The organism is Mycobacterium sp. IDUB_5, from assembly GCF_055419565.1.
The window spans coordinates 166,894-191,264 of sequence record NZ_JBVAXX010000005.1; the positions used below are offsets into that span (position 1 = coordinate 166,894).

The 24,371-nt window shown below is 67.7% G+C and carries 18 protein-coding genes; 6 read left to right on the forward strand and 12 right to left on the reverse strand.

The features are described 5' to 3' along the window. Nucleotides 1–38: 38 nt before the first annotated feature. The 3 genes from ACZY1G_RS17360 to ACZY1G_RS17370 all read right to left on the reverse strand — a co-directional run bounded on the left by ACZY1G_RS17360 (nucleotide 39) and on the right by ACZY1G_RS17370 (nucleotide 3,515). The gene (locus tag ACZY1G_RS17360) at nucleotides 39–701 is read right to left on the reverse strand and encodes a cutinase family protein (protein ID WP_463816035.1); all 663 of its coding nucleotides are present in this window, start codon (nucleotides 699–701) and stop codon (nucleotides 39–41) included. 59 nt (nucleotides 702–760) lie between these two features. Beyond that, a complete protein-coding gene (locus ACZY1G_RS17365; protein WP_463823086.1) occupies nucleotides 761–2,242 on the reverse strand; it encodes a flavin-containing monooxygenase in 1,482 nt (493 codons plus the stop codon). Nucleotides 2,243–2,447: 205 nt separating this feature from the next. Then, nucleotides 2,448–3,515 carry a PE-PPE domain-containing protein gene (locus ACZY1G_RS17370; protein ID WP_463816037.1) on the reverse strand — a complete coding sequence of 356 codons (1,068 nt, stop codon included), beginning with the start codon at nucleotides 3,513–3,515 and terminating at the stop codon, nucleotides 2,448–2,450. Between ACZY1G_RS17370 and ACZY1G_RS17375 the strand changes: the two genes are divergently transcribed. The 3 genes from ACZY1G_RS17375 (at nucleotide 3,514) to ACZY1G_RS17385 (ending at nucleotide 6,892) form a co-directional block, all read left to right on the forward strand. After that, on the forward strand, nucleotides 3,514–3,699 hold the full coding sequence (locus tag ACZY1G_RS17375) for a hypothetical protein (RefSeq protein ID WP_463816038.1): 186 nt from the start codon (nucleotides 3,514–3,516) through the stop codon (nucleotides 3,697–3,699). The two genes, ACZY1G_RS17370 and ACZY1G_RS17375, sit on opposite strands and share 2 nt — an antisense overlap. 959 nt (nucleotides 3,700–4,658) lie before the next feature. Then, nucleotides 4,659–6,017 carry a PE-PPE domain-containing protein gene (locus ACZY1G_RS17380; RefSeq protein ID WP_463823087.1) on the forward strand — a complete coding sequence of 453 codons (1,359 nt, stop codon included), beginning with the start codon at nucleotides 4,659–4,661 and terminating at the stop codon, nucleotides 6,015–6,017. Nucleotides 6,018–6,046: 29 nt separating this feature from the next. Next, nucleotides 6,047–6,892 carry an SDR family NAD(P)-dependent oxidoreductase gene (locus tag ACZY1G_RS17385; RefSeq protein WP_463823088.1) on the forward strand — a complete coding sequence of 282 codons (846 nt, stop codon included), beginning with the start codon at nucleotides 6,047–6,049 and terminating at the stop codon, nucleotides 6,890–6,892. Here the strand turns inward: ACZY1G_RS17385 and ACZY1G_RS17390 are convergent. The 7 genes from ACZY1G_RS17390 to ACZY1G_RS17420 form a co-directional block, all read right to left on the reverse strand. Next, nucleotides 6,875–8,053: an alkane 1-monooxygenase gene (locus ACZY1G_RS17390; protein WP_463823406.1), complete on the reverse strand. Its 1,179-nt coding sequence runs from the start codon at nucleotides 8,051–8,053 to the stop codon at nucleotides 6,875–6,877. The genes ACZY1G_RS17385 and ACZY1G_RS17390 overlap by 18 nt on opposite strands. Before the next feature lie 167 nt (nucleotides 8,054–8,220). Beyond that, nucleotides 8,221–9,825, reverse strand: a complete 1,605-nt coding sequence (locus tag ACZY1G_RS17395) for a peroxidase family protein (protein WP_463816041.1) — start codon at nucleotides 9,823–9,825, stop codon at nucleotides 8,221–8,223. Between the two features lie 40 nt (nucleotides 9,826–9,865). Beyond that, the gene (locus ACZY1G_RS17400; protein WP_463823089.1) at nucleotides 9,866–11,791 is read right to left on the reverse strand and encodes a vWA domain-containing protein; all 1,926 of its coding nucleotides are present in this window, start codon (nucleotides 11,789–11,791) and stop codon (nucleotides 9,866–9,868) included. A 45-nt stretch (nucleotides 11,792–11,836) separates the two neighbouring features. Next, nucleotides 11,837–14,035, reverse strand: a complete 2,199-nt coding sequence (locus tag ACZY1G_RS17405; protein WP_463823090.1) for a malate synthase G — start codon at nucleotides 14,033–14,035, stop codon at nucleotides 11,837–11,839. 68 nt (nucleotides 14,036–14,103) lie between these two features. Then, nucleotides 14,104–15,018, reverse strand: a complete 915-nt coding sequence (locus ACZY1G_RS17410; RefSeq protein WP_463823091.1) for a 3-methyladenine DNA glycosylase — start codon at nucleotides 15,016–15,018, stop codon at nucleotides 14,104–14,106. Continuing rightward, nucleotides 15,011–16,072, reverse strand: coding sequence for a hemolysin family protein (locus tag ACZY1G_RS17415; protein ID WP_463816045.1), 1,062 nt, complete (start codon nucleotides 16,070–16,072; stop codon nucleotides 15,011–15,013). The genes ACZY1G_RS17410 and ACZY1G_RS17415 overlap by 8 nt, the downstream gene beginning before the upstream one ends. Beyond that, nucleotides 16,072–17,442: a hemolysin family protein gene (locus ACZY1G_RS17420; RefSeq protein ID WP_463816046.1), complete on the reverse strand. Its 1,371-nt coding sequence runs from the start codon at nucleotides 17,440–17,442 to the stop codon at nucleotides 16,072–16,074. The genes ACZY1G_RS17415 and ACZY1G_RS17420 overlap by 1 nt, the downstream gene beginning before the upstream one ends. A 369-nt stretch (nucleotides 17,443–17,811) precedes the next feature. Between ACZY1G_RS17420 and ACZY1G_RS17425 the strand changes: the two genes are divergently transcribed. From ACZY1G_RS17425 to ACZY1G_RS17435, 3 genes are all read left to right on the forward strand, one after another. Further along, a complete protein-coding gene (locus ACZY1G_RS17425) occupies nucleotides 17,812–18,816 on the forward strand; it encodes an iron ABC transporter substrate-binding protein (RefSeq protein ID WP_463823092.1) in 1,005 nt (334 codons plus the stop codon). Nucleotides 18,817–18,959: 143 nt separating this feature from the next. Further along, nucleotides 18,960–20,345: an ABC transporter permease gene (locus ACZY1G_RS17430; RefSeq protein WP_463823407.1), complete on the forward strand. Its 1,386-nt coding sequence runs from the start codon at nucleotides 18,960–18,962 to the stop codon at nucleotides 20,343–20,345. Next, nucleotides 20,338–21,405, forward strand: a complete 1,068-nt coding sequence (locus tag ACZY1G_RS17435) for an ABC transporter ATP-binding protein (protein ID WP_463823093.1) — start codon at nucleotides 20,338–20,340, stop codon at nucleotides 21,403–21,405. The genes ACZY1G_RS17430 and ACZY1G_RS17435 overlap by 8 nt, the downstream gene beginning before the upstream one ends. Here ACZY1G_RS17435 and ACZY1G_RS17440 read toward each other — a convergent pair. Together ACZY1G_RS17440 and gndA are read right to left on the reverse strand one after the other, a co-directional pair. Continuing rightward, the gene (locus ACZY1G_RS17440) at nucleotides 21,358–22,803 is read right to left on the reverse strand and encodes a GuaB1 family IMP dehydrogenase-related protein (RefSeq protein WP_463823094.1); all 1,446 of its coding nucleotides are present in this window, start codon (nucleotides 22,801–22,803) and stop codon (nucleotides 21,358–21,360) included. The two genes, ACZY1G_RS17435 and ACZY1G_RS17440, sit on opposite strands and share 48 nt — an antisense overlap. Nucleotides 22,804–22,901: 98 nt before the next feature. Further along, nucleotides 22,902–24,362, reverse strand: a complete 1,461-nt coding sequence (gndA, locus tag ACZY1G_RS17445; RefSeq protein WP_463823095.1) for an NADP-dependent phosphogluconate dehydrogenase — start codon at nucleotides 24,360–24,362, stop codon at nucleotides 22,902–22,904. Nucleotides 24,363–24,371 lie beyond the last annotated feature (9 nt).

Sequence of the window (24,371 nt, forward strand, 5' to 3'; positions counted from 1 at the left end):
GGGAATGCTCCCAGGTGGGCAGCGAGTTTGCTCGCGACTCAGAGTTTGCCGGCGACGAAGTCGGCCGCCTGCGCGACCATCCCGTTGTCCACGTAGGCGAAATGCGCCGGCAGGCTCAACCCCTTGGAACAGAACAGATCGTCGAGGGCGCACATGTCGATGCTGCGCGGGCCGTACGTGCTGCTCATGGCGGGCAGGGGACCGCCGCCCTTGACATCGCGCAGCGGATTGCCGAACACCGCGATGGCGGCGATGTGGTCGGAGAGATGCGCGGGCAGCGGGGTCGGCGTGTAGTGGCCCAGAGGTTGCGGGTCCACGGTGATGAGATCGATGACGCCCGCACCCTGGGACATGCCGCCGAGCACCAGCCTGGTCGATGGGCAGTTGTCGGCCATCCACTGCACGCGGGCGGTGGCATCCGCGGCACCGGCGGGGGCTGATTCGTCGAAGTCGAAGCCCGCCGGATAGTTGACGGCGTAGGCGCCCACGGACCGACCGCCGACTTTGGACCGCAGCTGGTCGACGAAGGCGTCGCCGACGAACCCGAGGCCGGGGTCGGCGCCGGTGCCCCGCGCGAAGATCACTTCGATGTCTGGGCAGGGCTGCGCCTGCGCCGCCGGGGCGCCGGCAAGCCCCGTCAGCAGCGCCATCGGCGCCAGAATCACCGCTGCGAGAACACTCTTGGCACGCCGCACATTCATGTAGCCATGCTAGCCACCAGGTTCACAGGAACCGGGAAAAGCTGGTCTGACCTGCGGGGTCAGCTGAAGGCGTAGTGACTGAGCGGGAAACTTTCGTTCTCGCGGTTGGTTTCGTTCGTCGATGCCGGCCGCACCAGCGTTTCCCCACTGGGGCTGAAGTAGTACGACCGCGACCGTGCGCAGTCACCCTGCCGGAAGACCGTCTTGCCCAACTTCGCCGCCATCCGTTCCCGGAAGGCGACATTGGCCTCCTCGGTGACCTCGAAGACCTGTGCGCGCCGGCGTTGCAGTTCACCGAACAGCCGGTGCATGTGCCGCATCTGGTACTCCATGGTGTTGAAGTACGACAGACCGCTGGAGGCATACGGCCCGGCCAGCATGAAGAGGTTGGGGAACGCGGGCACCGTCACTCCCTGATAGGACTGGAAGCCGTTGTCGCGCCACCACTTCCCGAGGTTGCGGGCGTCGCGGCCGATCAATTCGATGGCCGGGATGTTGGCTTCCCAGATGTCGAAGCCGGTGCACAGCACCAGCGTGTCGATGGTCGCCTTCGTGCCGTCGTTGGCCACGATCCCGTCGGACACGATGCGTTCGATGCCGGCGGTCTGTAGGTTCACATGCGGTTTGGCGAGCGTGCGGTAGTAGGAGTTCGAATAGGTGGGGCGCTTGCAGCCGAAGTCGTAGTCGGGGGTCAACTTCGCCCGCAGGCCCTTGTCCCGGATCGACATGAACCGATGGAATTGCGACAGGTAGGACGCGAACACGTTGAGCTGCCGGAAATACTTGTAGTTGATGACCGACAGGATCATCATCACCTCGAGGTTGGCATCCGTGGTCAAGCGGAACAGGCGCTGCAGCAAGGGGATACGGGCAAACAGTCGACGGACGACCGGTGGGATCGCGAAGTCCATCTTCGGAACCACGTGGATCGGCGTGCGTTGATACACCGTCACCTCCGCCGCGGTCTTCGACAGCTCGGGGATCAGCTGCACCGCCGTCGCGCCGGTACCGATCAGGCCGATCCGCTCACCGGCGGGGGAGTAGTCGTCGTCCCAGTCCATGCTGTGGATGATGCGACCGGTGAAGTCCTCGATGCCAGGGATGTCAGGATTGCGGGGCTGCGACAGGTACCCGGTCGCGGCGACCAGGAACCGTCCGGTCAGGGTCTCCCCGTCGGACAGTGCGACCTGCCAGAACTGGTTCTCTTCGTCCCACCGCGCACCGTCGACCGACGCGTTGAACCGCATGTGCCTGCGCACGTCGTACTTGTCGGCGACGTGGTCGGCGTACTCCTTGAGTTCCGAGCCCGGGGCGTAGAGCCGGGACCACCGCGGGTTGGGCTCGAACCAGTAGGAGTAGGTCGGCGACGGGATGTCGACGGCCAACCCGGGGTAGTGGTTGACGTGCCACGTGCCGCCCAGGTCGTCCTCGCGATCGACGATCAGGATGTCGTCGTAACCCATCTTCTTGAGCTGGATCGCGGCACCCATTCCGCCGAATCCGGCGCCCACGACGATCGCGTCGTACTGCGGGGAATCCATGGAGATCAACGCTACCTCACAGCAAATAGGTCATCGGCCACAGCAGTTTAGGCCGTCGCCGGGCGGCGCGCTGGCCGTCACACCGCTCCGCAGACACACTGTGCTGTTGACACACTGCTGCAGACACCACGAAGCCCCGACCAGTCGGACGGGGCTTCGGGCGGGTGTCTGAAAGCTTCAGGCAGCCTCGAGTTCCGGGGAGGGCTTACTCCGAGGAGCCGGAGGACTCAGACGACCCTGGTCCATCGGACGACGCATCGTCCGTCGCAGCCTGCTGGCGGGCTGCCTTTCGTGCTTCACGCTTGGCGGCCGCCTCCGCCTTGGCCGTGGCCCTGGCCTCGGCGCGAGCCGCCTTCGCCTCGGCCCGCTGGGCCTTGGCCTCTGCCCGGGCCTCGGCCCGTGCGTCGCGACGATCCTGAGCCGTCACCTTCGGTTCCGGCTGGGCCTGTCCGGCAGAGGCTTCCTCACCGGTCGTGCTGCCGGAATCCGACGACTCTGCGGCAGCCGTGACTTCGGGTGCGGTGAGCGCGGCCGCCTTGACTGCGGGGGCGGCATCGTAGCGGCTGTAGCCCTTTTGGATCTTCGCCTTGAGTTCGGCCTCCTTGGGCTTGAGCCACGGCATCAGCTGCACCAGCGGCAGCGTGGTGGTGGGCACCAGGTAGTGCTCGGTGACACCGCCCTGGGCGTTGACCGTCTTCTCGTAGTACATCGTCCCCTTGAGCGCTTCCAGCTCTGCCATCGAGGTCGTGTACATGACGGGAACGTGCACGACGATCGAGCCGGCCATCGCGTTGGCCATCGCCAGGAAGTTCCACGGGCGGTCGGGCATGTCGGCCATGCCGTCGTACTCACCGGTGATCACGACGACGTTGAACGGCGTGACGGGCGGCGGCTGGTAGGTGTAGTCGTACTTCGAGCTGTACTTGGCGTCCTTGATCAGTTCCTGGCGGCTGGAGTCCTCGACGACGATGAACGTCACCTTCGAGGGATCGGGCATGGTGCCCTCTTCCATCCATTGGCGCATCACCTCGTTGACGACGAGCGAGCCGGCCGACAGTCCGACGACCGTGACCTTGTCGCCGGGAGCCTGGAGATTGCCGACGGCGGTGTCGATCGCTGCGTCCAGGTTCGGGATGCCGATGCGAATCGACGCGCCGAGTGTCATGTCACCCTTGCCCGAGTACGGACCGGCCTCGGCCGGCCACGTGACCGACGTTCGAACGTCGTTTTTGAACGCGCCTTCGAGCAGCGGCTTCATCAACGTGTCATCCATGGACTTGATCTTGATACCGCCGATGATCACCGCAGTGCTCACGGCACTGGCTCCCGTTGCGGTGGTCAGCGCTATCGCGATTGAGGCAAAAGCGGTGCCACAGGCAACACCGGCTTTGCGAATGGTGTTCTTCATGACATCTCCCCGAATTGAAACGATTGTCGACTCGCCGTTCTCGGCGTGACAAGAGCATATTGCGCGTCCGTCAACAAGTTCGTAGCAAAAACGAGACATTCCACTTTTTTGCAATAAAGGCAAAGTGCGTATCTATTGCTGTTACCTATACTTTATATGTTCTCTACATTAGTAGAGAATTTCACCTGGCGATCTCAGTGACAAGCCAAGGTCCGCCGAGGTCCGACGTTTATATGACTCTGTACTGGACACTCTCTGGGCGCACAGGTTGTACTCCTGTTCTATCAGCTAATCTTACATGCGTGTTATTAAGTGTTTCTCTGTATTCGTAGAGGTTGTCGCTGAGATGTTGCTGACACCCAAGTGGCTAAAAAAAATTTTTGGTCTGTACCATCACCCACAGCACACCCGGAAGCCGAGGTGGCCAGCCAGTGAACATTGCGTGCTCGCGGAGGCGCACCTTTGGGGTTACCGATACGCCCACGGATGAACCATCTGACTTTCGAGTAAGAACTTGAGGACCCAGAGCAAACCCAAGTGACACGCTCTGCCAGCTAGCAACGAGTCGCGCGATTGCCGGCCATCCCGCCACCGGCCTTCCGCGTGCGCCGCCGGCACGTCGGCGATCTGCCGAAGATGTTGTCCACCAATTATTTTGACCCACCGACAGCCGTGGTCCAGAGGCGCCATTGACGGCTGCGTTACCGCGCCGCCCTCGGGCAGACAGTGAGACCTGGATAGCCACGATCGCCCAATATGCAGCCAGTGGCCAGATTTCACTTCCCGTGAGTTTGCTATGTAGGCACGCGAAAAGTACTTGCATACGGTAACGTCCGCGGCGGTCGACGCGCTGACCCCGTCAGCGCAGAAGCACAGTCGTGGCCCTCAGGCAATGGTCACGCAACGCTGGCGCTCCCGTCGCTCGACCACTCGGCTCCACCTCTTTACCCCGGTTACTTGTCCCGTCATCTGACGACCGCACGGTCGTCACTTCGGAAGGAATATGGCGTGAAACGAACGACCAAGGCAGTGGTGACCGCAGCGGCATTGCCGATCGCGGCGACCCTCCCACTGACGTTCGGTGGCGGGACGATGCCCGCCGCGGCTGCCGCCGCAGCCACGTCGACAGCCTCGTCGTTGATCCCGCCGGGGCCTGCCACGGTGCTGCATCACGGTCCGACGCCCTGGGATATGGCCGACAATCTCGGGGGAGTGCTCTGTGATGCCCCCAAGGTGTGCCGTGAGGTCCCCTACGACTGGATTCAGCCCTACGGCCCGATCGAGTTCGGTGTCACCGAGAACGTCAATCGTCTCGACCGGGCGATTCACGACGTCGGTACCGATCCCAAGATCGTGTACGCCTACAGCGGCGGCGCCCGCATCGCATCGGTGTGGTTGAAGGATCACGCCGACGACAAAGATGCCCCGACGCCCGACCAGCTCTCGTTCGTGCTGCTCGGCAACGGCGGACGCAAGTACGGCGGGGTGAATGGCTGGTTCTGGGGTGATCTGCTGCGGACACCGACGAACACGCAGTACGACATCGTCGACGTTGCGGCCGAATACGATCCGATCGCCGACTTTCCGACGAACCCGTTCAATCTGCTCGCAGTCGCCAACGGCGTCGCCGCGTTCGTCTATGTGCACTTGCGTTATGACGAGGTCGATCTGGACAACCCGGACAACATCGTCTGGAAAGAAGGCAAGACGACCTACGTCTACGCACCGACCGAGCATCTCCCGCTGCTGCAGGGCTTCTACGACATGGGATTGGGTTCATTGGTCGCCGACATCGAGCCGAAGTTGCGGGCGATCGTCGACAGCGCGTACAACCGAACCTGGTTGGAGGGCAAGCCCACTCAGGGTGAACTGGCGGCGGGTGCGACCGATACCGTCGCCTCACCCCAGGCCCGCCCGCTGATCCGCTCAGCGGCCACCGACAACACAGGCACCGCCGAGGCCGCGGAATCTGTCGTCGAACAGGCCTCGACGAAACCCGACACCGCGCCGAGCGACCCTCCGACCGTGCACGCCCCGGATGCGGGCTCTGAGACCAGCTCTGAAGCCGCCCCGGACGTCGAGTCCACCGACGCGGCGGCCGTGAGCAGCGACACCGACGGCGCGGCAGCGCAGGGCGGCAAGCACCGCATGCCGTTGCGAGGGTTCCTGAAGGCCATGGCGGGCGAGAAAGCCGAGAAAGCCGACAAGACCGGCACAGCTGACAAGACGGACAAGGCCGACAAGACCGATAAGGCCGACAAGACGGACAAGGCCGACAAGACCGACAAGACGGAGAAGACCGAGAAGGCAGGCAAGGGCGACAAGGCATCCTCGTCCGCCGGGGGCGGCGCCGACTCGGGGAACTGACGCAGCGGCCGACCGCTATCCTTCCGAAGGTGGCATCACAGGGTCTGGCGGGCAAGGTCGCTTTCATCACCGGCGGTGCGTCGGGAATCGGGGCCGCCCTCTCGGAAGCCGTGGCCGCCGAAGGTGCCCACGTGTGGATCGCCGATCGTCAGGTCGAGGCGGCTGAGAACCTCGCGCGGCGCCTGCGCGGCTCCGGGGCCACCGCTCACGCGCTGGCCCTCGACGTCCGCGACCCAGCCGCATTCGAGGCCGCCGTCGACGAGACCGTGCGTACCAGCGGCCGTCTCGATTTCCTGTTCAACAACGCCGGTATCGGCATCGGCGGTGAGGTCGACGCGCTCACGTTGGACGACTGGACCGACATCATCGACGTCAACCTGCGCGGCGTCGTCCACGGTGTGCAGGCCGCCTACCCGAGGATGATCGCCCAGGGCAGCGGCCACATCGTGAACACGGCATCGATGGCGGGCCTCATCACCACCTCGGCCCAGGCCGGTTACTCGGCCACCAAGCACGCCGTCGTCGCGCTGTCGAAGACCTTGAGGGTGGAGGCAGCGGCGCACGGTGTCCAGGTGTCGGTGCTGTGCCCGGGGGTGGTGCGGACGCCGATCCTCTCCGGCGGCGAGTACGGCCGCAACCGCACCCTGAGCCGGGAGAGCCTGATCAAGCTCGGCGAGGCGTTGCGCCCTATCGAACCGGATCAGTTCGCCTCCCAGGCCTTGCGCGGCGTACGGCGCAATCAGGCGATCATCGTCGTGCCGCGATGGTGGAAGGCCCTGTGGTACCTGGAGCGTCTGTCGCCCACGCTGTCCATGAAGACAGCGGCGATGGCCCTCAAGCGCACGCGCGAGGTGGCCTCAGGCCCCCCGCAGTAGCCGTTGCTCGTGACGCGGCCGCAACGCGGCCAGCCGGATGTCCCCGCGGTAGTGCTCCCGCACGCGACGGTCCATGACCCACCGCCACAGCGGCGGGAACAGCGCGAGGACCACCATCGACGCATAGCCGGCCGGTAGCTGGGGCGCCTCATCGGCGTGCTTGAGCGCCTGGTAGCGGCGGTGCGGGTTGGCATGGTGATCGGAGTGCCGCTGCAGGTGGAACAGGAAGACGTTCGAGATCACCGAGTTGCTGTTCCAGCTGTGCGACGGTCGCACCGGCTCGTAGCATCCGTCGCGCCGGCGCTGGCGGCGCAGCCCGTAGTGCTCCAGATAGTTGATGGTCTCCAGCAGGAAGACGCCCAGCAGCGCCTGGCCGATCAGCCAGGGCGCCACCTCGATCCCGAACCCGGCGATCAGCGCGCCGAACAGCACGACCGTCATCAACCACGCGTTGAGCACGTCGTTGTGCAGCGTCCACACTTTCTGCCCGTGCCGTCGCAGCCGTCGGCTCTCCAGCGACCAGGCCGAGCGCAGGCTGCCCAGGATCGAACGCCAGTAGAAGGCGTACACGCTCTCGGCGAGGCGCGCGCTGGCCGGATCCTCCGGGGTGGCCACGCGCGCGTGGTGACCACGGTTGTGTTCGACGAAGAAGTGGCCGTAGCCCGTCTGGGCGAGCGCGACCTTGCTGAGCCAGCGCTCCGAGCGGGCCCTCTGATGGCCGAGTTCGTGGGCGGTGTTGATCGCGACACCGCCGATACCACCGACCGTCAACATCAAACCGACCTTGTCGGGCGGCGTCATCGTCACCCCGCCACCGCCGGTCCAGAACCAGCACGCCAGCACCAGCGACAGGTACTGGGCGGGCAGATACAGGTAGGTGGCCCACCGGTAGTAGCGGTCCTGTTCCAGATAGGCGAGCACACTGTCCGGCGGGTTCTCCGAATCGGCACCGACGAGGAAGTCCAGCACGGGGATGACGATCAGCATCAGGCACGGTCCCGACCACCAGAACAGCCCCGAGCCGGTCAGCAGCACAGCCCCCCACGAGGCGGGCACCAGGATCGGGATCACTATTCCGAGCAGCCAGACGTAGCGCTTGCGGTCCCGCCAGTCGCGGGGCGCAGCAGTGGGTCCGGTCTGGCCGGACTGTCGGGTCGGCATCGTGCGCTTGCTCCCCCTCATCACCGAACTGTTAGCTGATCTTCGCATCCCCATACGTCGATCGGGTAACGCCGTCATACCATTGTTGCTCGTCACTGAGCAATCAGGCGAGCGAAGCGGTGCGTGTCGAACACGTCGCCACACCCTTTCGAGCAGTTGCTCGCCGGTCAGCGCCAGCGGCGCCGGGCCAGGCTGACCCGCGGCGCAGGCGCCTCTCCGGAGATGTTGCGCAGCACCACGTCCGACAGGGTCGTCGTCGAGTCGATCACCTGGCACCCGACCTCGGAGAATGTCGCTTCACCGTACACGCCGGGGTCCAGCAATGGGTTGGTCAGCGCCTGGGAGAACGCGTCCACTGCCACCATCGCACTCATCAGTGGGGGTAGCGTGCTGCCGCGCCGGATGTCTTCGGCGAACAGCCCCACGAACAGCTCGACACGGTCCATCCCGTCGGGGCCGTAGCACGTCTTCAGCGCCTCACGCACCCGCCGATCCGAGGTCAGGTCGTCGATGCTCTGCAGCTCGGGGAAGCCACACGCTTTCCGGTAGGCGTTGTAGGGCTGCAGCGCGGTGTGCCGGCCGATCGCGATCGACTTCTCCTCGATCGCGAGCAGGCTCGGATCGGTGTTGCCGACGGCGATCGTGCTACAGGGCTGCCGCGACGCCTCGTCGAACAGCGCGGACAACCCGTGCTCGGTGACCGGGCGGGTGTCCCACCACAAGTCGGCGAAGCGCTGCCGCTGGCCGCCGACCGTGACCTCGGTGGGCACCAGGGAGTGCCACCGATACAACAGGTTGAATTCGACAGACATCCAGTTCTGCCGGTACCACCGCTCGTGCGCGCCGATACCCGGTTCGACGGACAGCGGGAACTTGATCGGCGTGATGTGGTTGATGTAGTCCTCGATGACGATGTTGAGCAGCACCACGGTCAGCGTGTTGCGGGTGGTGTCGAACACCCGGTCGTCGCTCCAACCAGGGTGCTGGTCGCTGATCAGCCCGGCGATGCGGTTGTGCTCGCGCAGGAACAGCGTGCTCATCATCACGAAGCCGTAGTGGATGTTGCCCCGCGGGATGCCGAGCGCGAAGAGCTTCGACGTCAGCGCATCGGGCACCGCGCCGCCGCGCACGGCCTTGGCGTCCGTCCCCTCGAGGTCCTTACCCCGGAAGATGATCTCCAGTTCCTCGAACTCCGGCTTCACGTGGCCGTCGGCATCGCACAGGTAGGGCGGGAACTCCCCGCCGAGGATTGTCTGGCTCTTGAGCCGGCCACCGCGGCGCTCGCGGAGCAGTTCGGTCACCGTGTCTTCCTGGCCGTAGAGCTGGCTCAGGTCGATGTCGTGTGTCGAGGTGTTCTTGGTGTCGTCTCGTGGATCCGTTCGAAGGAATCCGTCGACGAACCACTGCGCGAAGATCGGGAAGAGCAGCGTCGACTTCGGCGAGTCGGGGCATCGCGGCCCCGGGCGGGCAAACACCTGGGCCACGGTGTCCGGAGCGGGGAGGCCGGCTGCGTACGCGGGCAGCGGCGGCAGGTGCCGCTGGCTGTACGTGCGGTCGTGCAGCGACTCCCACGAGGTCCAGTCCTGCTTGGTGCTCAACGCGCCGGGGCGGGTCTGCATCGTGTAGATCAGCGAGTTGATGAGCCACCGGTTCACCATTGTGCCGACCCCGGGCGTCACACTGAGCGCACGCCAGAACAGCGTGAAGTGTGTGGTGGCCAGGATCCGGACACCGCGTGAGACGCCGTTCTTGCGCCAGAACCCCCCGGTCACGGACGTCAATATACGACCAGAACGCGGCTGGCGTAGGTTCTCAGCCCAGCATGGTCGCGATGGCCGACGCCAGGTCCGGGCCCGACGAGCTGGGCAGGTTCTGGTAGGTGCCGCCGGTCGTCTGGGAGACGGCCTCCCAGGTCGACCGGTCGGGGTCGTCGCCGAAGTCGATCACGTTGACCGCCACCGGTTTCGCCGGGTCGAAGGCTCCGCTGATGTACTGTCGCAGCCCGTCGTCACCCAGGGACTGGTCGGTGTGCGGGCCGGCCGTGATCACGAGCACCGAATTCTTTTGTCCCTGGCGGTATTTCGCCGACGCATCGGTGTACACCAGGCGCAGCGTCGTGAAGGAAACGGCACCGCCGCCCGATGGTGTCTGCCCGTCCAGCGCCGAGGTCAGCGCAGCCGAGCGGGGCTGACCGTTCACCTGGTCCGACAGCGCTCCCAGCGCCACTTCTGACCGTCCGGCCACCCCGTCGAACGTCCACAGCGCCACCCCGGAGTCGGGCGGCAGCACCTGCAGACGCGCCTTCAGCGCGTCAGCGACGTTGCTCAGCCGCGCCTTTCCGCCTTCGTCCGTCGGCATCGACTGGTCGAGCATCACGGTGACCGTCGGGCTCTGCGCCGGGCTGGACAGGGTGTCGGCGATGGTGGCTCGCAGCGCGTTGTCGCCGAGGTCGACGGGTGTGCCGATCGGCCCGAAACTCACGACGTCGCTGGCCGGCGGCTGCTGACCCTCCACCCGGAACCCGGCTTTGGCGAAATCGGCGAGCTGGTCGGGCTTGCGCATGAAGCGGGCGAACTCACTGGCCGCCGAGATCTGGTCCTGGGCCAGCCAATCGCCGGAGAGCAACACGGTGGGGAAGTCGGCGACGGCGGTGGGACCTGTGGGCAGCCACGCGGCCAGCTTGGCCTTGGCATCGGGGGTGTCCGCTGCCTTCTGGAACAGCCGTTGCTCGGTGGTCACCACGGCGCGCACCGGCGCGGTCTCCGGATCGTCGGCGTTGACCAGCGCGTCGAGCGCCGTGGCGGCGTTCGCGTCGTCGGTCTTGGGCGCGGCGGCCATCAGAGTGCTGATCGCGCCGAGCCCGGCGCTGGGCGGAGAACCCGAGGGCGCGGCTTCGGCGGCGACCGCCTCGGCAGCCAGGTAGGACGCGTCGCTGTCCTGCCCCAGGGGGAGGGCGAGCCGCAGTCCACCCCATCCCTGCAGTCCCAGGCCGTCCAGACCGGCCGGGTCGCTCTGCAGCCGGGGCACGGTGCCCCAGTTCTGGTCCTTCAGGGCGCCCTGCAGCTGCGGCGAGGTGGCCACCACGACCGGCGAGGTGACCAGGGAGCGGCTGTCGCTGACGGTGCGCGGCCCGGTCTTGGCCTCCAGCCGGGCCTCCGACGCGGAGCTGGCGGGGATCCAGAGAGCAGGACGCTGTCCCAGGTCGGCCGGCCAGTCCCCGGACAGGCCGTTGAACACCTGATCGGAGTCGGCTGAGGTGACGTTGACCTTGACGCATTTGTCGCCGACGGGCTCAGCGGTGTCGTTGTACCGCTGAGCCAGCGCGGTGACGGGCTCGGCGATCGCCGGGTCAGCCACTACCGCGACGGCCAACTCACCCTCGACACAGCGGGCTGCGGCCGCATCAGAGCGGCTGGACAGCGCGTCGCCGAAGAACCGCCACAGGATCACGGCGCCGACGATCACCACGACGCTGATCAGAGCGACGATGACGCTGACGGAGATCTTCCTGCGACCCGGGGTGATGGCCCGGTGGCTACCGGTCCATTCGCCGTTGTCCCACCCGCCGCTGCGCTGTGTTGCATCAGGGCGCGTTCCGTCCGGGCCCTGTCCTTCGTGGCCCTGTCCTTCGTGGCGCTGTGCAGCGTCGAAGCGTTCGGTCTGCGACTCGTCGGGCGCCGGTCCCTGCCGTCTGGTGGAGTCCGAGTCGTCGGGATCGGGAAGGCTGTGTCTACCCAAGTCGTCCTGTACCTGCCTTGTCGTTGCCCTGGTCTGTCGTCGGGATCAGTGCGCGTTGGCGGCTTTGAACTCGCGCCGGCGGCGATGCAGGATCGGCTCGGTGTAGCCGTTGGGTTGCGCGCCGCCCTCGAGGATCAGCTCCTGCGCCGCCTGGAACGCGATGCTGCCCTCGGGGTCGGGCGCCATCGGCCGGAAGTCGGGATCGTCGGCGTTCTGCTCGTCGACCACGGCGGCCATCCGCCGCAGGCTGGCCTTGACGTCGTCGGCGGTGATCACACCGTGGCGCAACCAGTTCGCCAGCAGCTGGCTGGAGATCCGCAGCGTCGCGCGATCTTCCATCAGCGCGACGTCATGGATGTCGGGCACCTTGGAGCAGCCGACGCCGGCATCGATCCAGCGCACGACGTAGCCGAGGATCGACTGACAGTTGTTGTCGACTTCTTCGCGGATCTCGTCGGATGCCCACGCGAGCTCCTTGGCCAGCGGGATCGTCAGCAGTTCGTCCACGGTCGCGCGCCTCGTGCCTTCGAGTTCCTTCTGCACCTCGAACACGTCCACCGCGTGGTAATGCATGGCATGCAGGGTCGCTGCCGTCGGCGAGGGCACCCAGGCGGTGGTGGCGCCGGCCTTGGGCTGGCCGATCTTCTGCTCGACCATGTCGGCCATCAGCTCGGTCATGGCCCACATGCCCTTACCGATCTGCGCCTTGCCCGAGAAGCCGGTCTCCAGACCGATGTCGACGTTCTGGTTCTCGTACGCCGAGATCCACGCGGTCGACTTCATCGCACCCTTGCGGATCATCGGGCCCGCCTCCATGGACGTGTGGATCTCGTCGCCCGTGCGGTCCAGGAAGCCGGTGTTGATGAAGACCACGCGGTCGGCGGCGGCTTTGATGCAGGCCTTGAGGTTCAGCGTGGTGCGCCGTTCCTCGTCCATGATGCCGACCTTGATGGTGTTCTGCGGCAAGCCGAGCACGTCCTCGACCCGGCTGAACAGCTCGCAGGTGAAGGCGACCTCGTCAGGCCCGTGCATCTTGGGCTTCACGATGTAGATCGACCCGGTGCGGCTGTTGAGCAGCGGGCCATGAGAGGTGGAGCCGTCGTCTCCGGCCTTCAACCCGTGGATCCCGATGAGGCTGGTGAACAGCGCGTCCTGGATACCCTCGGGCACCTCGGCACCGTCAGAGTCGGTGATCGCGTCGTTGGTCATCAGATGGCCGACGTTGCGCACGAACAGCAGGCTGCGACCGGGCAGCGTGATCTGCTCGCCGTCCGGACCGGTGAAGGTGCGGTCGTCGTTGAGCACGCGGGTGAAAGTCTTGCCACCCTTGCTGACTTCTTCGGACAGATCGCCGCGGTTCAGCCCGAGCCAGTTCCGATAGCCCAGCACCTTGTCGTCGGCGTCGACGGCAGCCACGGAGTCCTCGAAATCCATGATCGTGGTGATCGCCGATTCGAGCACGACGTCCTTGATCCCGGCCTTGTCGGTCGACCCGATGGGGGAGTCGGCGTCGATGAGGATCTCGATGTGCAGGCCATTGTTGATCAGCAGCACCGCCGTCGGAGCGTCCGGCTCACCGAGGTAGCCGGTGAACTGCGCCGGGTCCTCCAACCCGACGGTTCCGCCGTCGTCCAGGCGGGCGGTCACCGCACCGTCGGCGATCGCCAGCCCGGCGATGTCGGCCCACGAGCCCTCCGCCAGCGGCGCGGCACCGTCGAGGAACGTGCGGGCGTAGGCAATGACCTTGTCGCCGCGGACGGGGTTGTAGGAGTCGCCGGGCTCCCCGCCGTCATCGGTCGAGATCACGTCGGTGCCGTACAGCGCGTCGTACAGCGAGCCCCACCGGGCGTTCGCCGCGTTGAGGGCAAAGCGTGCGTTGAGCACCGGCACCACCAGCTGGGGACCGGCGGTGCTGGTGATCTCGTCGTCGACGCCGGCGGTGGTGATCGAGAAGTCGCCCGGCTCGGGTTCGAGGTAGCCGATGTCGGTGAGGAACTGCTTGTACTCCTCGGGGTCGAAACCGCCGATGATGCGGGCGCGATGCCACCGGTCGATCTGGGCCTGCAGCTCGTCACGGCGAGCCAACAGTTCCTGGTTCTTGGGGGTGAGGTCGGCGACCACCTTGTCGACGCCTGACCAGAACGTGTCGGGATCGATTCCGGTACCCGCGAGCGCCTCGTTGGTGATGAAGTCGTACAGCACCGGGGCGACGCGCAGGTTACCCACCGTCACACGTTCGGTCATGATTCCTCCCTCGGCGGCATACACGCGTCGAGACGCGCTCTGCCTGTCGTGAAATCCGTCGATCCAGCTTACCCGCCGGTAAACGCCCCACCCGTGCCGGTGAGCGCCACCTCGTCGGCGAGCGCGACGCAGGCGTCGACGAGGCGAGTGCGCAGCGGTGCGGCGCGCACGCTGATGTCCTCCTGCGCTGCAGCATATTGCGCTCGGCCGGCGGGTGTTTCGATCGGGATGGGGGCAAAACCGTAGTCGCGCAGGTCGTACGGGCTGGCCCTCATGTCCAGGATCCGGGCGTCGACGGCCAGCGCGAAACAATCCAGCAGCAGGGAGGATTCGATCAGATGCCCGAGTTTGGCCGCCCACTTGTAGAGGTCCATGCCGGCATGCACGCAGCCCGGCTGCTCCTCGGCGATCTGCGTGGCCCGCGACAGCGGCCGGACGTTTCGCGGCGCTGCCGCCGGAGTGAAGAAGCGATAGGCGTCGAAGTGGCTGCAGCGCAACGGCATCGATTCGACGACGGCGTCCGTACCGGCAGCCCCCAGGCGCAGCGGCACGGCGTCGTGGCGCACCTGCTGGGTGCGATAGACCATCGCCCATTCGTGCATGCCGAAGCAGCTGAACCGCGGGGCCCGCGCCGCCGTCGCCGTGAGCAGATCCGCGATGAACCTCACGGTGTCCGAACGCGTCACCAGATGGTCACGACTGACAGTCACACCGTCACCGCCCCGCTCGTACCCGGCCCGGGTGAGGTAGGCGTCGGCCCCCGCACCGGTCAGCACGACGCCGTAGCCGGGATGCCAGACGCGCAGATGCCGCGGGCGCAGCCGGTAGTAGGTGAACAGGAAGTCGAACACTGGGTGGGGCCGGCCGGTGTGTCGGCGCTCGACGTGTGGGGCGAGCAGGGCGTCGGCCCGCCAATGGTGGGCGTCGGCCCGGTCCTGCCAGTCGACGAGCTCAGGGGTCGGCCGGACGGCGGAATCAGACACGGTGGGTGCCGTCGCGGACCGTTCCGACCAGGTCTTCGACGAGGTCTTCGAGGGCGACCATCGCGGTGATCGTGCCGTCGGGGGCGGTGACCAGGGCGAGGTGGCTGTTGGTGCGGCGCAGCCGGGTCAGCGCATCGGGGAGCGGCATCGAGGCAGGCACCTGGGGCAGCGGGCGCACCATCGACGACTCCAGCACCATCGAATCATCGTTCGGGCCGTCTAGCAGCGGCAGCACGTCTTTGATGTGCAGGTAGCCCGCGTACGCGCCGGAGGGGTCGGCGACGGGGAAGCGGGAGTATCCGGTCTCCTTGAGGGCCTGCTCGAGCGCGCCGATCGTCGGTCCCGCCCCGGAATGTGCTGCGGGGACCGCGCGAATCTGGTGCAGCGGCAGCGCGACGTCGTTGACCACCCGATTACGGATCTGCAGGGCGCGGGTCAGCCGGGTGTGCTCCTCGGGATCGAGCAGACCCTCCGACAGCGATTCGGCGATCATGTCCGACAGCTCGACCGTCGACACCGTGACGTCCAGCTCGTCCCTCGGTTCCACACCGAACGCCCTCAGGGTCGTGTTGGCACACCAGTTGTAGAACGCGATGAACGGGCGGGCGGCACGGATCCACACCAGATAGATCGGGATCAACAGCATCGCCGTCGATTCCGGGCCGGCGATCGCGATGTTCTTCGGCACCATCTCCCCGAGTAGGACGTGCAGCGTCACGACGATGGACAGCGCCACCAAGAACGAGACGGTGTGCAGCAGCGCGATCGGGATGCCCAGCAGTTCGAACGGCTTCTCCAACAGGTGCGCCACTGCCGGTTCGGCGACGCGGCCCAACAAAATCGAACACACCGTGATGCCGAGTTGAGCGCCTGCCAGCATCAGCGACAGGTTCTCGCCTGCCCTGATCACCGTGACCGCGCTGTTCTTGCCCTGCTCGGCGAGCGCCTCGAGCCTGTCCCGACGCGCCGAGATCAGCGCGAACTCCGAGGCCACGAAGAAGGCGTTGGCGGCCAGCAGCACGAAGGTGAGCAGCACGCCGAAGACGTCACCCATCAGGCGTCCTCCCCGGTCTCGGTCGTGTCGTCCGCGCGGCCGAGCTTCGTCAGCTCCAGTTGGTCGATGCGTCGGCCGTCCATCTTCACCACGGTCGCCAGCCACCGGATCGGGTCGTCGATCGGACCATCGGGGTCGAATGCGATGAGCTCCACCGAATCTCCCTCCGCGGGAATGTGGCCGAGCTGTTCGAGGACCAAGCCGCCGATCGTCTCGTAATCGCCCTCGGGCGCGCGGAATTCGGTGTTCTCGGCGACTTCGTCGATGCGCAGCAGCCCGGAGACCTGCCAGTTGCCGCCGGCGTGGACGACATCGGGTGGCTCGACGTCGTGTTCGTCACGGACGTCGCCGACGATCTCCTCGATCAGGTCCTCGACGGTGACCATGCCTGCCGTGCCGCCGTATTCGTCGACGACCAGCGCGGTGGCCAACCCATTGGCCCGTACCTCCGACATCACGGCGTCGCCGTCGAGGGTCGAGGGCACTCGCGCCACCGACTGCACGATGTCGGACAACTTCGTGGTGGCCCGCTGGCCGTGCGGCACGGCGAACACCTGCTTGACGTGGACGACGCCGATGGTTTCGTCCAGGTCGCCGCGGATCACCGGGAAGCGGGAGTGTCCGGTGCGGACTGCTGCCTGGCTGAGGTCGAGCACGGTGTCGTCGGCGTCGAGGGTGTCGATCTTCGAGCGCGGCGTCATCAGCTCCTCGGCGGTGCGATCACCGAACTGGAGGGACCGGTCGACGAGCACCGCGGTCACGGGATCGAGCGATCCGCTCTCGGCGGAGGATCGGACGAGTGACACCAGCTCCTGCGGGGAGCGGGCGGAGCGCAACTCCTCGGCGGGCTCGATGCCGAGGCGGCGCAGGATCCAGTTCGCGGTGCCGTTGGTCAGCCGGATCAGCGGCGTGAACAGGAACGAGAACATCAGCTGCAGCGGCGCCGACCAGCGCGCGGTCCCCACGGCGCGGGCCACAGCGAGGTTCTTGGGCACGAGCTCGCCGAACACCATGGACACCGAGGTCGCGATCAGGATCGCCAGGACCAGCGCCAGCGTGGTGGCGGCGCTCTTCGGTAGGGACAGGGCCGCCAAGCCGGGTTCGATCAATCGGGCCACGACGGGTTCGGCGAGGAAGCCGGTGGCCAGGGTGGTGATCGAGATGCCGACCTGCGCCCCGGAGAGCTGAGTCGACAGTGTGCGGTGTGCGCGCTGCACCATCTGGTCGCGGCGGTTACCGGAGCGGGCGTTGGCGTCGACGGTGCTGCGTTCGAGCGCGGTCAGCGAGAACTCGGCGGCGACGAAGATCGCCGTGCCCGCGGTGAGCACCACGATCGCCAACAGCGAGAGAAGAGAGGTTGCGACGGTCACCGACGACCGCCCCGTGCGGCGTGACGCGCAGAGCCGGACCCTGGGCCCGGCCGACTAGGGGAAGGCTCGGTCTCTGCCGGCTCCCGGTCGGGCCGCTCGGCGAATGTGGCCGGCTCGGATGGGCGTCCATCCAGTGCCTGCGGCACCTGATCCCTTTCGGCGCAGTGACAAACGACATGGCAAATGAATGCCTGTCCATGCTAACTGACTCGTCCGCGCCTCCCGAGCCGGGCGATCGGTCTGGTTAGGCTCGCCTTAGATAATGGTAAGTTCACAGCCAACGATCAGGAAAGGCGGACCCCCCCGTTGTCGCTCACGCAGTCGCGCACTCAGCCGCTCACTCAGTCGGTCACGAAACCCTCCCGGTGGGTGGCGGCGCTCGCCACCGTCGCCGCGCTCGTGGCGTTGACAGCCTGCGGGTCGTCGAACACCCCCGATGACGCGGACAAGGTTGTCGTCTACTCGGGCCGCAGCGAGGAGCTGGTGGCCCCGTTGCTCACACAGTTCACCGACGAAACCGGCATCGAGGTGGAGGCGCGCTACGCCGGCTCCGGGGAGATGGCCGCGCAGCTGATCACCGAGGGTGACAAATCCCCGGCTGATGTGTTCCTCTCCCAGGACGCCGGTGCGCTCGGCGCCGTGTCGAAGGCCGGACTGCTTGCCCCTGTCGACGCCGAGACCCTGAAGGCGGTGCCCGCGCAGTACGCGGCCGCCGACGGCACCTGGGTCGGCGTGTCCGGCCGCGCGCGTGTCGTGGTCTACAACCCGACGCTGGTGCCCACGCCGCCGGACACCATCGACGGACTGCTCGCGCCGGAGTGGAAGGGCAAGATCGCGTTCGCCCCGAGCAACGCGTCGTGGCAGGCGTTCGTCACCGGGCTGCGGGTCGTGCGCGGCGACGACGGTGCCGAGCAGTGGCTGCGCGCGTTCAAGGCCCAGGATCCCAAGCCCTATGAGAACAACGTCGCCGTACGCGACGCCGTGGACGCCGGTCAGGTGCCGCTGGGTCTGGTCAACCACTACTACCTCTACGAACTCATCGACGCCAAGGGCGCCGACGCGGTGACGGCCCAGAACAAGTTCATGGCAGCCGGCGACCCCGGCGGCCTGGTCAACGTCGCGGGTGTCGGCGTGTTGAAGGCAGCCCCGAATCCGCAAGGCGCACAACGGTTTGCGTCCTATCTCGTCGGCGAGTCCGCGCAGAAGTACTTCGCTCAGGAGACCGAGGAGTACCCGCTGGCCGCCGGCGTCGCGCCGTCGTCGCAGATGCCGCCGCTCAGTGAGCTGCAGCCTCCTGCGGTCGATCTGTCTCAGCTCGACGACATCGAGAGCACGCAGGAACTCCTGGTCAAGACCGGCCTACTCACCAATTGACGGCGGGCTCGGTCCGGGCGGCACGCCCGCCGGCGCTGCTGCTCGCCGCGGCGGCGGTGGTGGCTGCGGCGACTCTGATCCCGCTGGTCTATCTGGGTGATCGCGCGCTGTCGCGAGGTTGGACCGCCGTCGTCGACGAGGTGATGCAGCCGCGCACCGTGGCGTTGATCGGGCGGTCGGTGCTGTTGGTGGTCACCGTGACGGCAGCGTGCGTGCTGCTGGGGGTGACGCTGGCGGTCCTGCTCACCCGCACCGACCTTGCGGCGCGGCGGATCTGGAGTGTCGCATTGACGCTGCCGCTGGCGATGCCGAGTTATCTGCTGGCGTACCTGTGGGTGTCGGCAGTGCCGTCGATCGCCGGGTTCTGGGGCGCGGTGCTGGTGCTGACGCTGGTGAGTTATCCGCTGGTGCTGCTGACGACGACGGCGGCGCTGGCCCGGGTCGATCCGGCGCAGGAGGAGGTGGCCCGGTCGCTGGGCCGGGGCGGCTGGGCGGTGCTGTTCGGTGTGACGCTGCGCCAGGCGCGCGCGGCGATCGCCGCGGGTGCGCTGCTGGTGGCGCTCTACGTACTCAGCGACTTCGGGGCGGTGGCCGCGATGCGCTTCGAGGCGTTCACGTGGGTGATCTACGGCGCCTACCGCTCAGGGTTCAATCCGTCCCGGGCGGCGGTGCTGTCGCTGGTGCTGCTGGTGTTCGCGGTGGCCCTGGTGGTCGCCGAGCACGCGGCGCGCGGACGCGCGGCAGCCTCGCGCGTCGGCTCAGGCGCGCCGCGACCCGCGCCGGTCAGCCGGCTCGGCCGGTGGCAGGGGCCGGCGCTGCTCGTGCCCGTCGCGGTGCTGGCCGCCGCGGTCGTCGTGCCCGGCGCAGAGCTCGCGGACTGGCTGAGGGCCGCGGGAACCCGCTGGGACGGCGAGCTGTGGATGTCGGCTCTGGGGGCGACGCTGTGGTTGTCGGCTGCCGCGGCGGTCGTGTCGACGCTCGCGGCTCTGCCGCTCGGGGTGCTGGCCGCCCGGCACCGCGACCGCGCCACCCGGGCGTTGGAGGGTGCGAGCTACGTGGCCCACGGTCTACCGGCGATCGTGATCGCGATCTCGATGGTGTCGCTCGGGGTGCTGCTGCTGCGGCCGATCTACCAGCGTGAACCGCTGCTGATCCTGGCCTATACGGTGTTGTTCGTGCCGTTGGCCGTCGGTTCGGTGCGTGCGGCGATCGAGTCGGCGCCCATCCGGCTGGAGGAGGTGGCACGGTCGCTGGGTCGCCCGCCGGTGCGCGCGTTCACCGCGGTGACGGCGCGGGTGGCGCTGCCCGGTATCGCGGCGGGCGCGGCGATGGTGCTGCTGACGTGCATGAAGGAGCTGCCGGTGACGCTGCTGCTGCATCCGACCGGCACCGACACACTGGCCACCAGGTTGTGGGGCTACAGCTCGGTGAGTGACTACGCCGCCGCGGCCCCCTACGCCGCCGCGCTGCTGCTCTTCGCCGCCGTGCCGACGGCGCTGCTGGGCGCGTGGAGTGTGCGCGGTGACTGACACCGTTCCCGAGCCGGAAGCCGGTGTGGCCGCGCACGGCATCGAGAAGTCCTTCGGTGCGCGGCGCGTGCTCGCCGGGGTGGATCTGGTGGTCTCCGAGGGCACCATGACCGCAGTGCTGGGCCCGTCGGGCTGCGGCAAGACGACGCTGCTGCGCATCCTCGCCGGCTTCGCCGACCCCGACGCAGGCACGGTCCGCATCGCCGGCCGGCTGGTGGCCGGTGGGTCCGCGCCGGTGCCCGTGCATCGGCGCCGCGTCGGCCTGATGCCGCAGGAGGGTGCCCTTTTCCCGCACCTCAGCGTCGGTGCCAACGTGGCGTTCGGGATGCCGCGGGGTGAGCGGGCCGAGCACTGGCTCGAGGTGGTCGGCCTGGGCGGGCTCGCCGACGCCCGCCCGCACGAGATCTCCGGGGGGCAGCAGCAGCGGGTGGCGCTCGCTCGCGCACTGGCGGCCCAGCCGCGTGTCCTGCTGCTCGACGAGCCGTTCGCGGCGCTGGACGCCGGGCTGCGCACCCGGGTTCGTGAGGACATCGCGACGATCCTGCGGGACACCGCGACGACATCGATCCTGGTCACCCACGATCAGACCGAGGCACTGTCACTGGCGGACTCGGTGGCCCTGCTCATCGACGGTTCCGTCGCTCAGCACGGCAGTCCGGCCGAGCTGTATCAACGTCCGGCCACGCTCGCGGCAGCCCGATTCGTCGGCGCGACGGTGGAGGTGCCCGGCACTGCGGCGGCGGGCGTGGTCCGCACGGCGCTGGGGCCGCTGCCCGCGCTGCTGCGGGTGCCCGACGGCCCCGCGGTCGTGGTGTTGCGTCCCGAGCAACTGCGCCTGGGCTCAGGTGCACCCGCCCGGGTGACGGCGTGCCGCTTTTACGGCCCGGACACGGCCGTGGACCTCGCGCTCCCCGACGGCGCCGCGGTGCGGATGCGCACCCCCGGCCGGGTCGACGTCGCGCCCGGCGCCGACGTCACCGTCGAGGTCTGCGGGCAGGTGCTTGCCTACCCGTCACCATCCGGTCGGCAGGGGATGACCCTCGGCGAAGCCGGCGGCTGACTGCACCCCGAGCACCACCTTGTCGTGCAGTTCGGGCAATGTGCGCGCGCCGACGTAGGTGCAGGTGCTGCGCACGCCGGAGGTGATGTGGTCGAGCAGGTCCTCTACGCCGCCGCGCGCCGGGTCGAGGTTCATCCGCGAGGTCGAGATGCCCTCCTCGAACAGACCCTTGCGCGCACGGTCGAAGGCGCTGTCCGCCGCGGTGCGCGCCGCGACCGCACGCTTGGACGCCATGCCGTAGCTCTCCTTGTAGGGCCTGTCGTCGCGGTCGTGCAGCAGGTCGCCGGGGGATTCGTAGGTGCCGGCGAACCACGAGCCGATCATCACGTTCGACGCACCCGCGGCCAGCGCCAGTGCGACGTCGCGGGGATGGCGCACACCGCCGTCGGCCCACACGTGACCGCCGAGTTCCTTTGCTGCCGCGGCACATTCGACGACGGCCGAGAACTGCGGGCGACCGACGCCGGTCATCATCCTGGTCGTGCACATCGCGCCGGGGCCGACGCCGACCTTGACGATCGACGCGCCCGCGGCGATCAGGTCCCGCGTGCCCTCGGCGGAGACGACGTTGCCCGCCACCAGTGGCAGCCCGAGGTCGAGTGCGGCGACGGCGGCGATCGCGTCGAGCATCTTGGCCTGGTGACCGTGGGCGGTGTCGATGACCAACAGGTCGGCGCCCGCGTCGGCCAGACCGCGGGCCTTGGCCGCCACGTCACCGTTGATGCCGACCGCGGCGGCGATGCGCAGCCGGCCCTGGGCGTCGAGGGCGGGGGCGTAGATGCCGGCGCGCACCGCACCGGTGCGGGTGAGCACGCCGGCCAGGGCGCCGTCACCGTCGGTGAGCACCGCGACGTCGGCGCCCTTCTGCGGTGCGTGGTCGAGCAGGTCGAAGACCTTGCGCGGGTCGGTGCCCACCGGCGCGGTGACGAAGTCCGATATCGCGACGTCGCGCACCCGGGTGAAGCGGTCGACGCCGGTGCAGGCGGATTCGGTGACCAGGCCGACCGGGCGGCCGTCGGCGACGACGACAGCAGCGCCGTGCGCCCGCTTGTTGATCAGCGCGCACGCATCGGAGACGGAGTCGTCGGGGGAGAGGGTGACCGGCGTGTCGACGACGGTGTCGCGGCTCTTGACGAACTCGACGGTCTGCTGGACCACCGAGAGCGGCAGGTCCTGGGGCAGGACGACGATGCCTCCGCGGCGGGCGATAGTCTCGGCCATCCGCCGGCCGGCCACCGCGGTCATGTTGGCCACCACGACTGGGATCGTGGTGCCGGAGCCGTCGATGGTGGACAGGTCGACGTCGAAACGCGAGGCGACCTGTGTGCGGCCCGGAACGATGAAGACGTCGTTGTAGGTCAGGTCGTACGGCGGCCGGTGGCCCTCGAGGAACTTCACGCCGACGAGTCTAGTGCGGTCACTTTCCCCGGCGAGCAGACGCAAACTCGGGCTCTGGAGGCCCGAAACACGCGAGTTCGCGTCTGCTCGCGCAGGGATCAGGCCTCGATCTGGCTGCGGTCCCCACTCCAGAGCGTGTGGAAGCGCTTTGCGGGGTCAGCGTCGATGCGCCCGTAGGTGTGCGCGCCGAAGAAATCGCGCAGCCCCTGGGTCAGCGCCGCGGGCAGCCGCTCGGTGCGCAGCGCGTCGTAGTAGGACAGCGCCGACGAGAAGCCCGGGATCGGGATGCCCAGCTCGGTGGCCTTCACCACGACGCGGCGCCAGCTGTCGATGCCGGCCTCGATCGCCTCGCGGAAGTACGGCGCGGCGATCAAGGTCGGTAGATCGGGGTTCTCGTCGAACGCATCGGTGATCCGGTTGAGGAACTTGGCCCGGATGATGCAGCCGCCGCGCCAGATCCTGGCCATGTCTCCCGGGGTGATGTTCCAGTCGTACTCGGCGCTACCCGCCTGGATCTGGTTGAAGCCCTGGGCGTAGGCGATGATCTTCGACGCATACAGGGCCTTGCTGACGTCGTCGATGAATTGTTCTGCGTCAGAGGGCTTTTCGCCGAGGGCGCCGGAGGCCAGATCGCTGGTGGCCTTGCGTTGGGCGACCGATCCGGACAGGGCACGCGCGAACACCGCCTCGGCGATGCCGGTGACCGGCACGCCCAGGTCGAGCGCCGACTTGACCGTCCACCGGCCGGTGCCCTTCTGCTCGGCCTCGTCGAGGATGACGTCGACCAACGGCTTGCCGGTCTCGGCGTCGGTCTGACGCAGCACGGTCGCGGTGATCTCGATCAGGAAGCTGTCCAGATCGCCGGTGTTCCAGTCGGCGAACACATCCGCGATCTCGGGTGCGCTCATACCCAGCCCGTCACGCAGCAGCTGATAGGCCTCGCCGATGAGCTGCATGTCGGAGTACTCGATGCCGTTGTGCACCATCTTCACGAAGTGGCCCGCGCCGTCGGGGCCGATGTGGGTGCAGCACGGCACGCCGTCGACGTGGGCGGAGATCTCCTCGAGCAGCGGGCCGAGGCTCTTGTAGGACTCCGCGGGCCCGCCCGGCATGATCGACGGGCCGTTGAGCGCACCCTCCTCACCGCCGCTGATGCCGGCGCCGACGAAGTGCAGGCCGCGCTCCCGGATCGCCTTCTCCCGGCGGATCGTGTCGGTGTAGAGCGCATTGCCGCCGTCGATGATGATGTCGCCTTCCTCCATCGCGTCGGCGAGCTCGTTGATCACGGCGTCGGTCGGGTCGCCGGCCTTGACCATGATGATCACGCGGCGCGGCTTCTCCAGCGCGTCGAGGAACTCCTCGATCGTCTCGCTGCGCACGAACTTTCCTTCCGAGCCGTGCTCGGCGAGCAGCGCGTCGGTCTTGGCGGTGGTGCGGTTGTGCAGCGCGACGGTGTACCCGTGATGGGCGAAGTTGCGCGCCAGATTCGACCCCATCACTGCAAGGCCGGTCACCCCGATCTGCGCGGTGCCTGTCGTCGAGCTGGCGGAGTCGGTCATGCAGGGCGC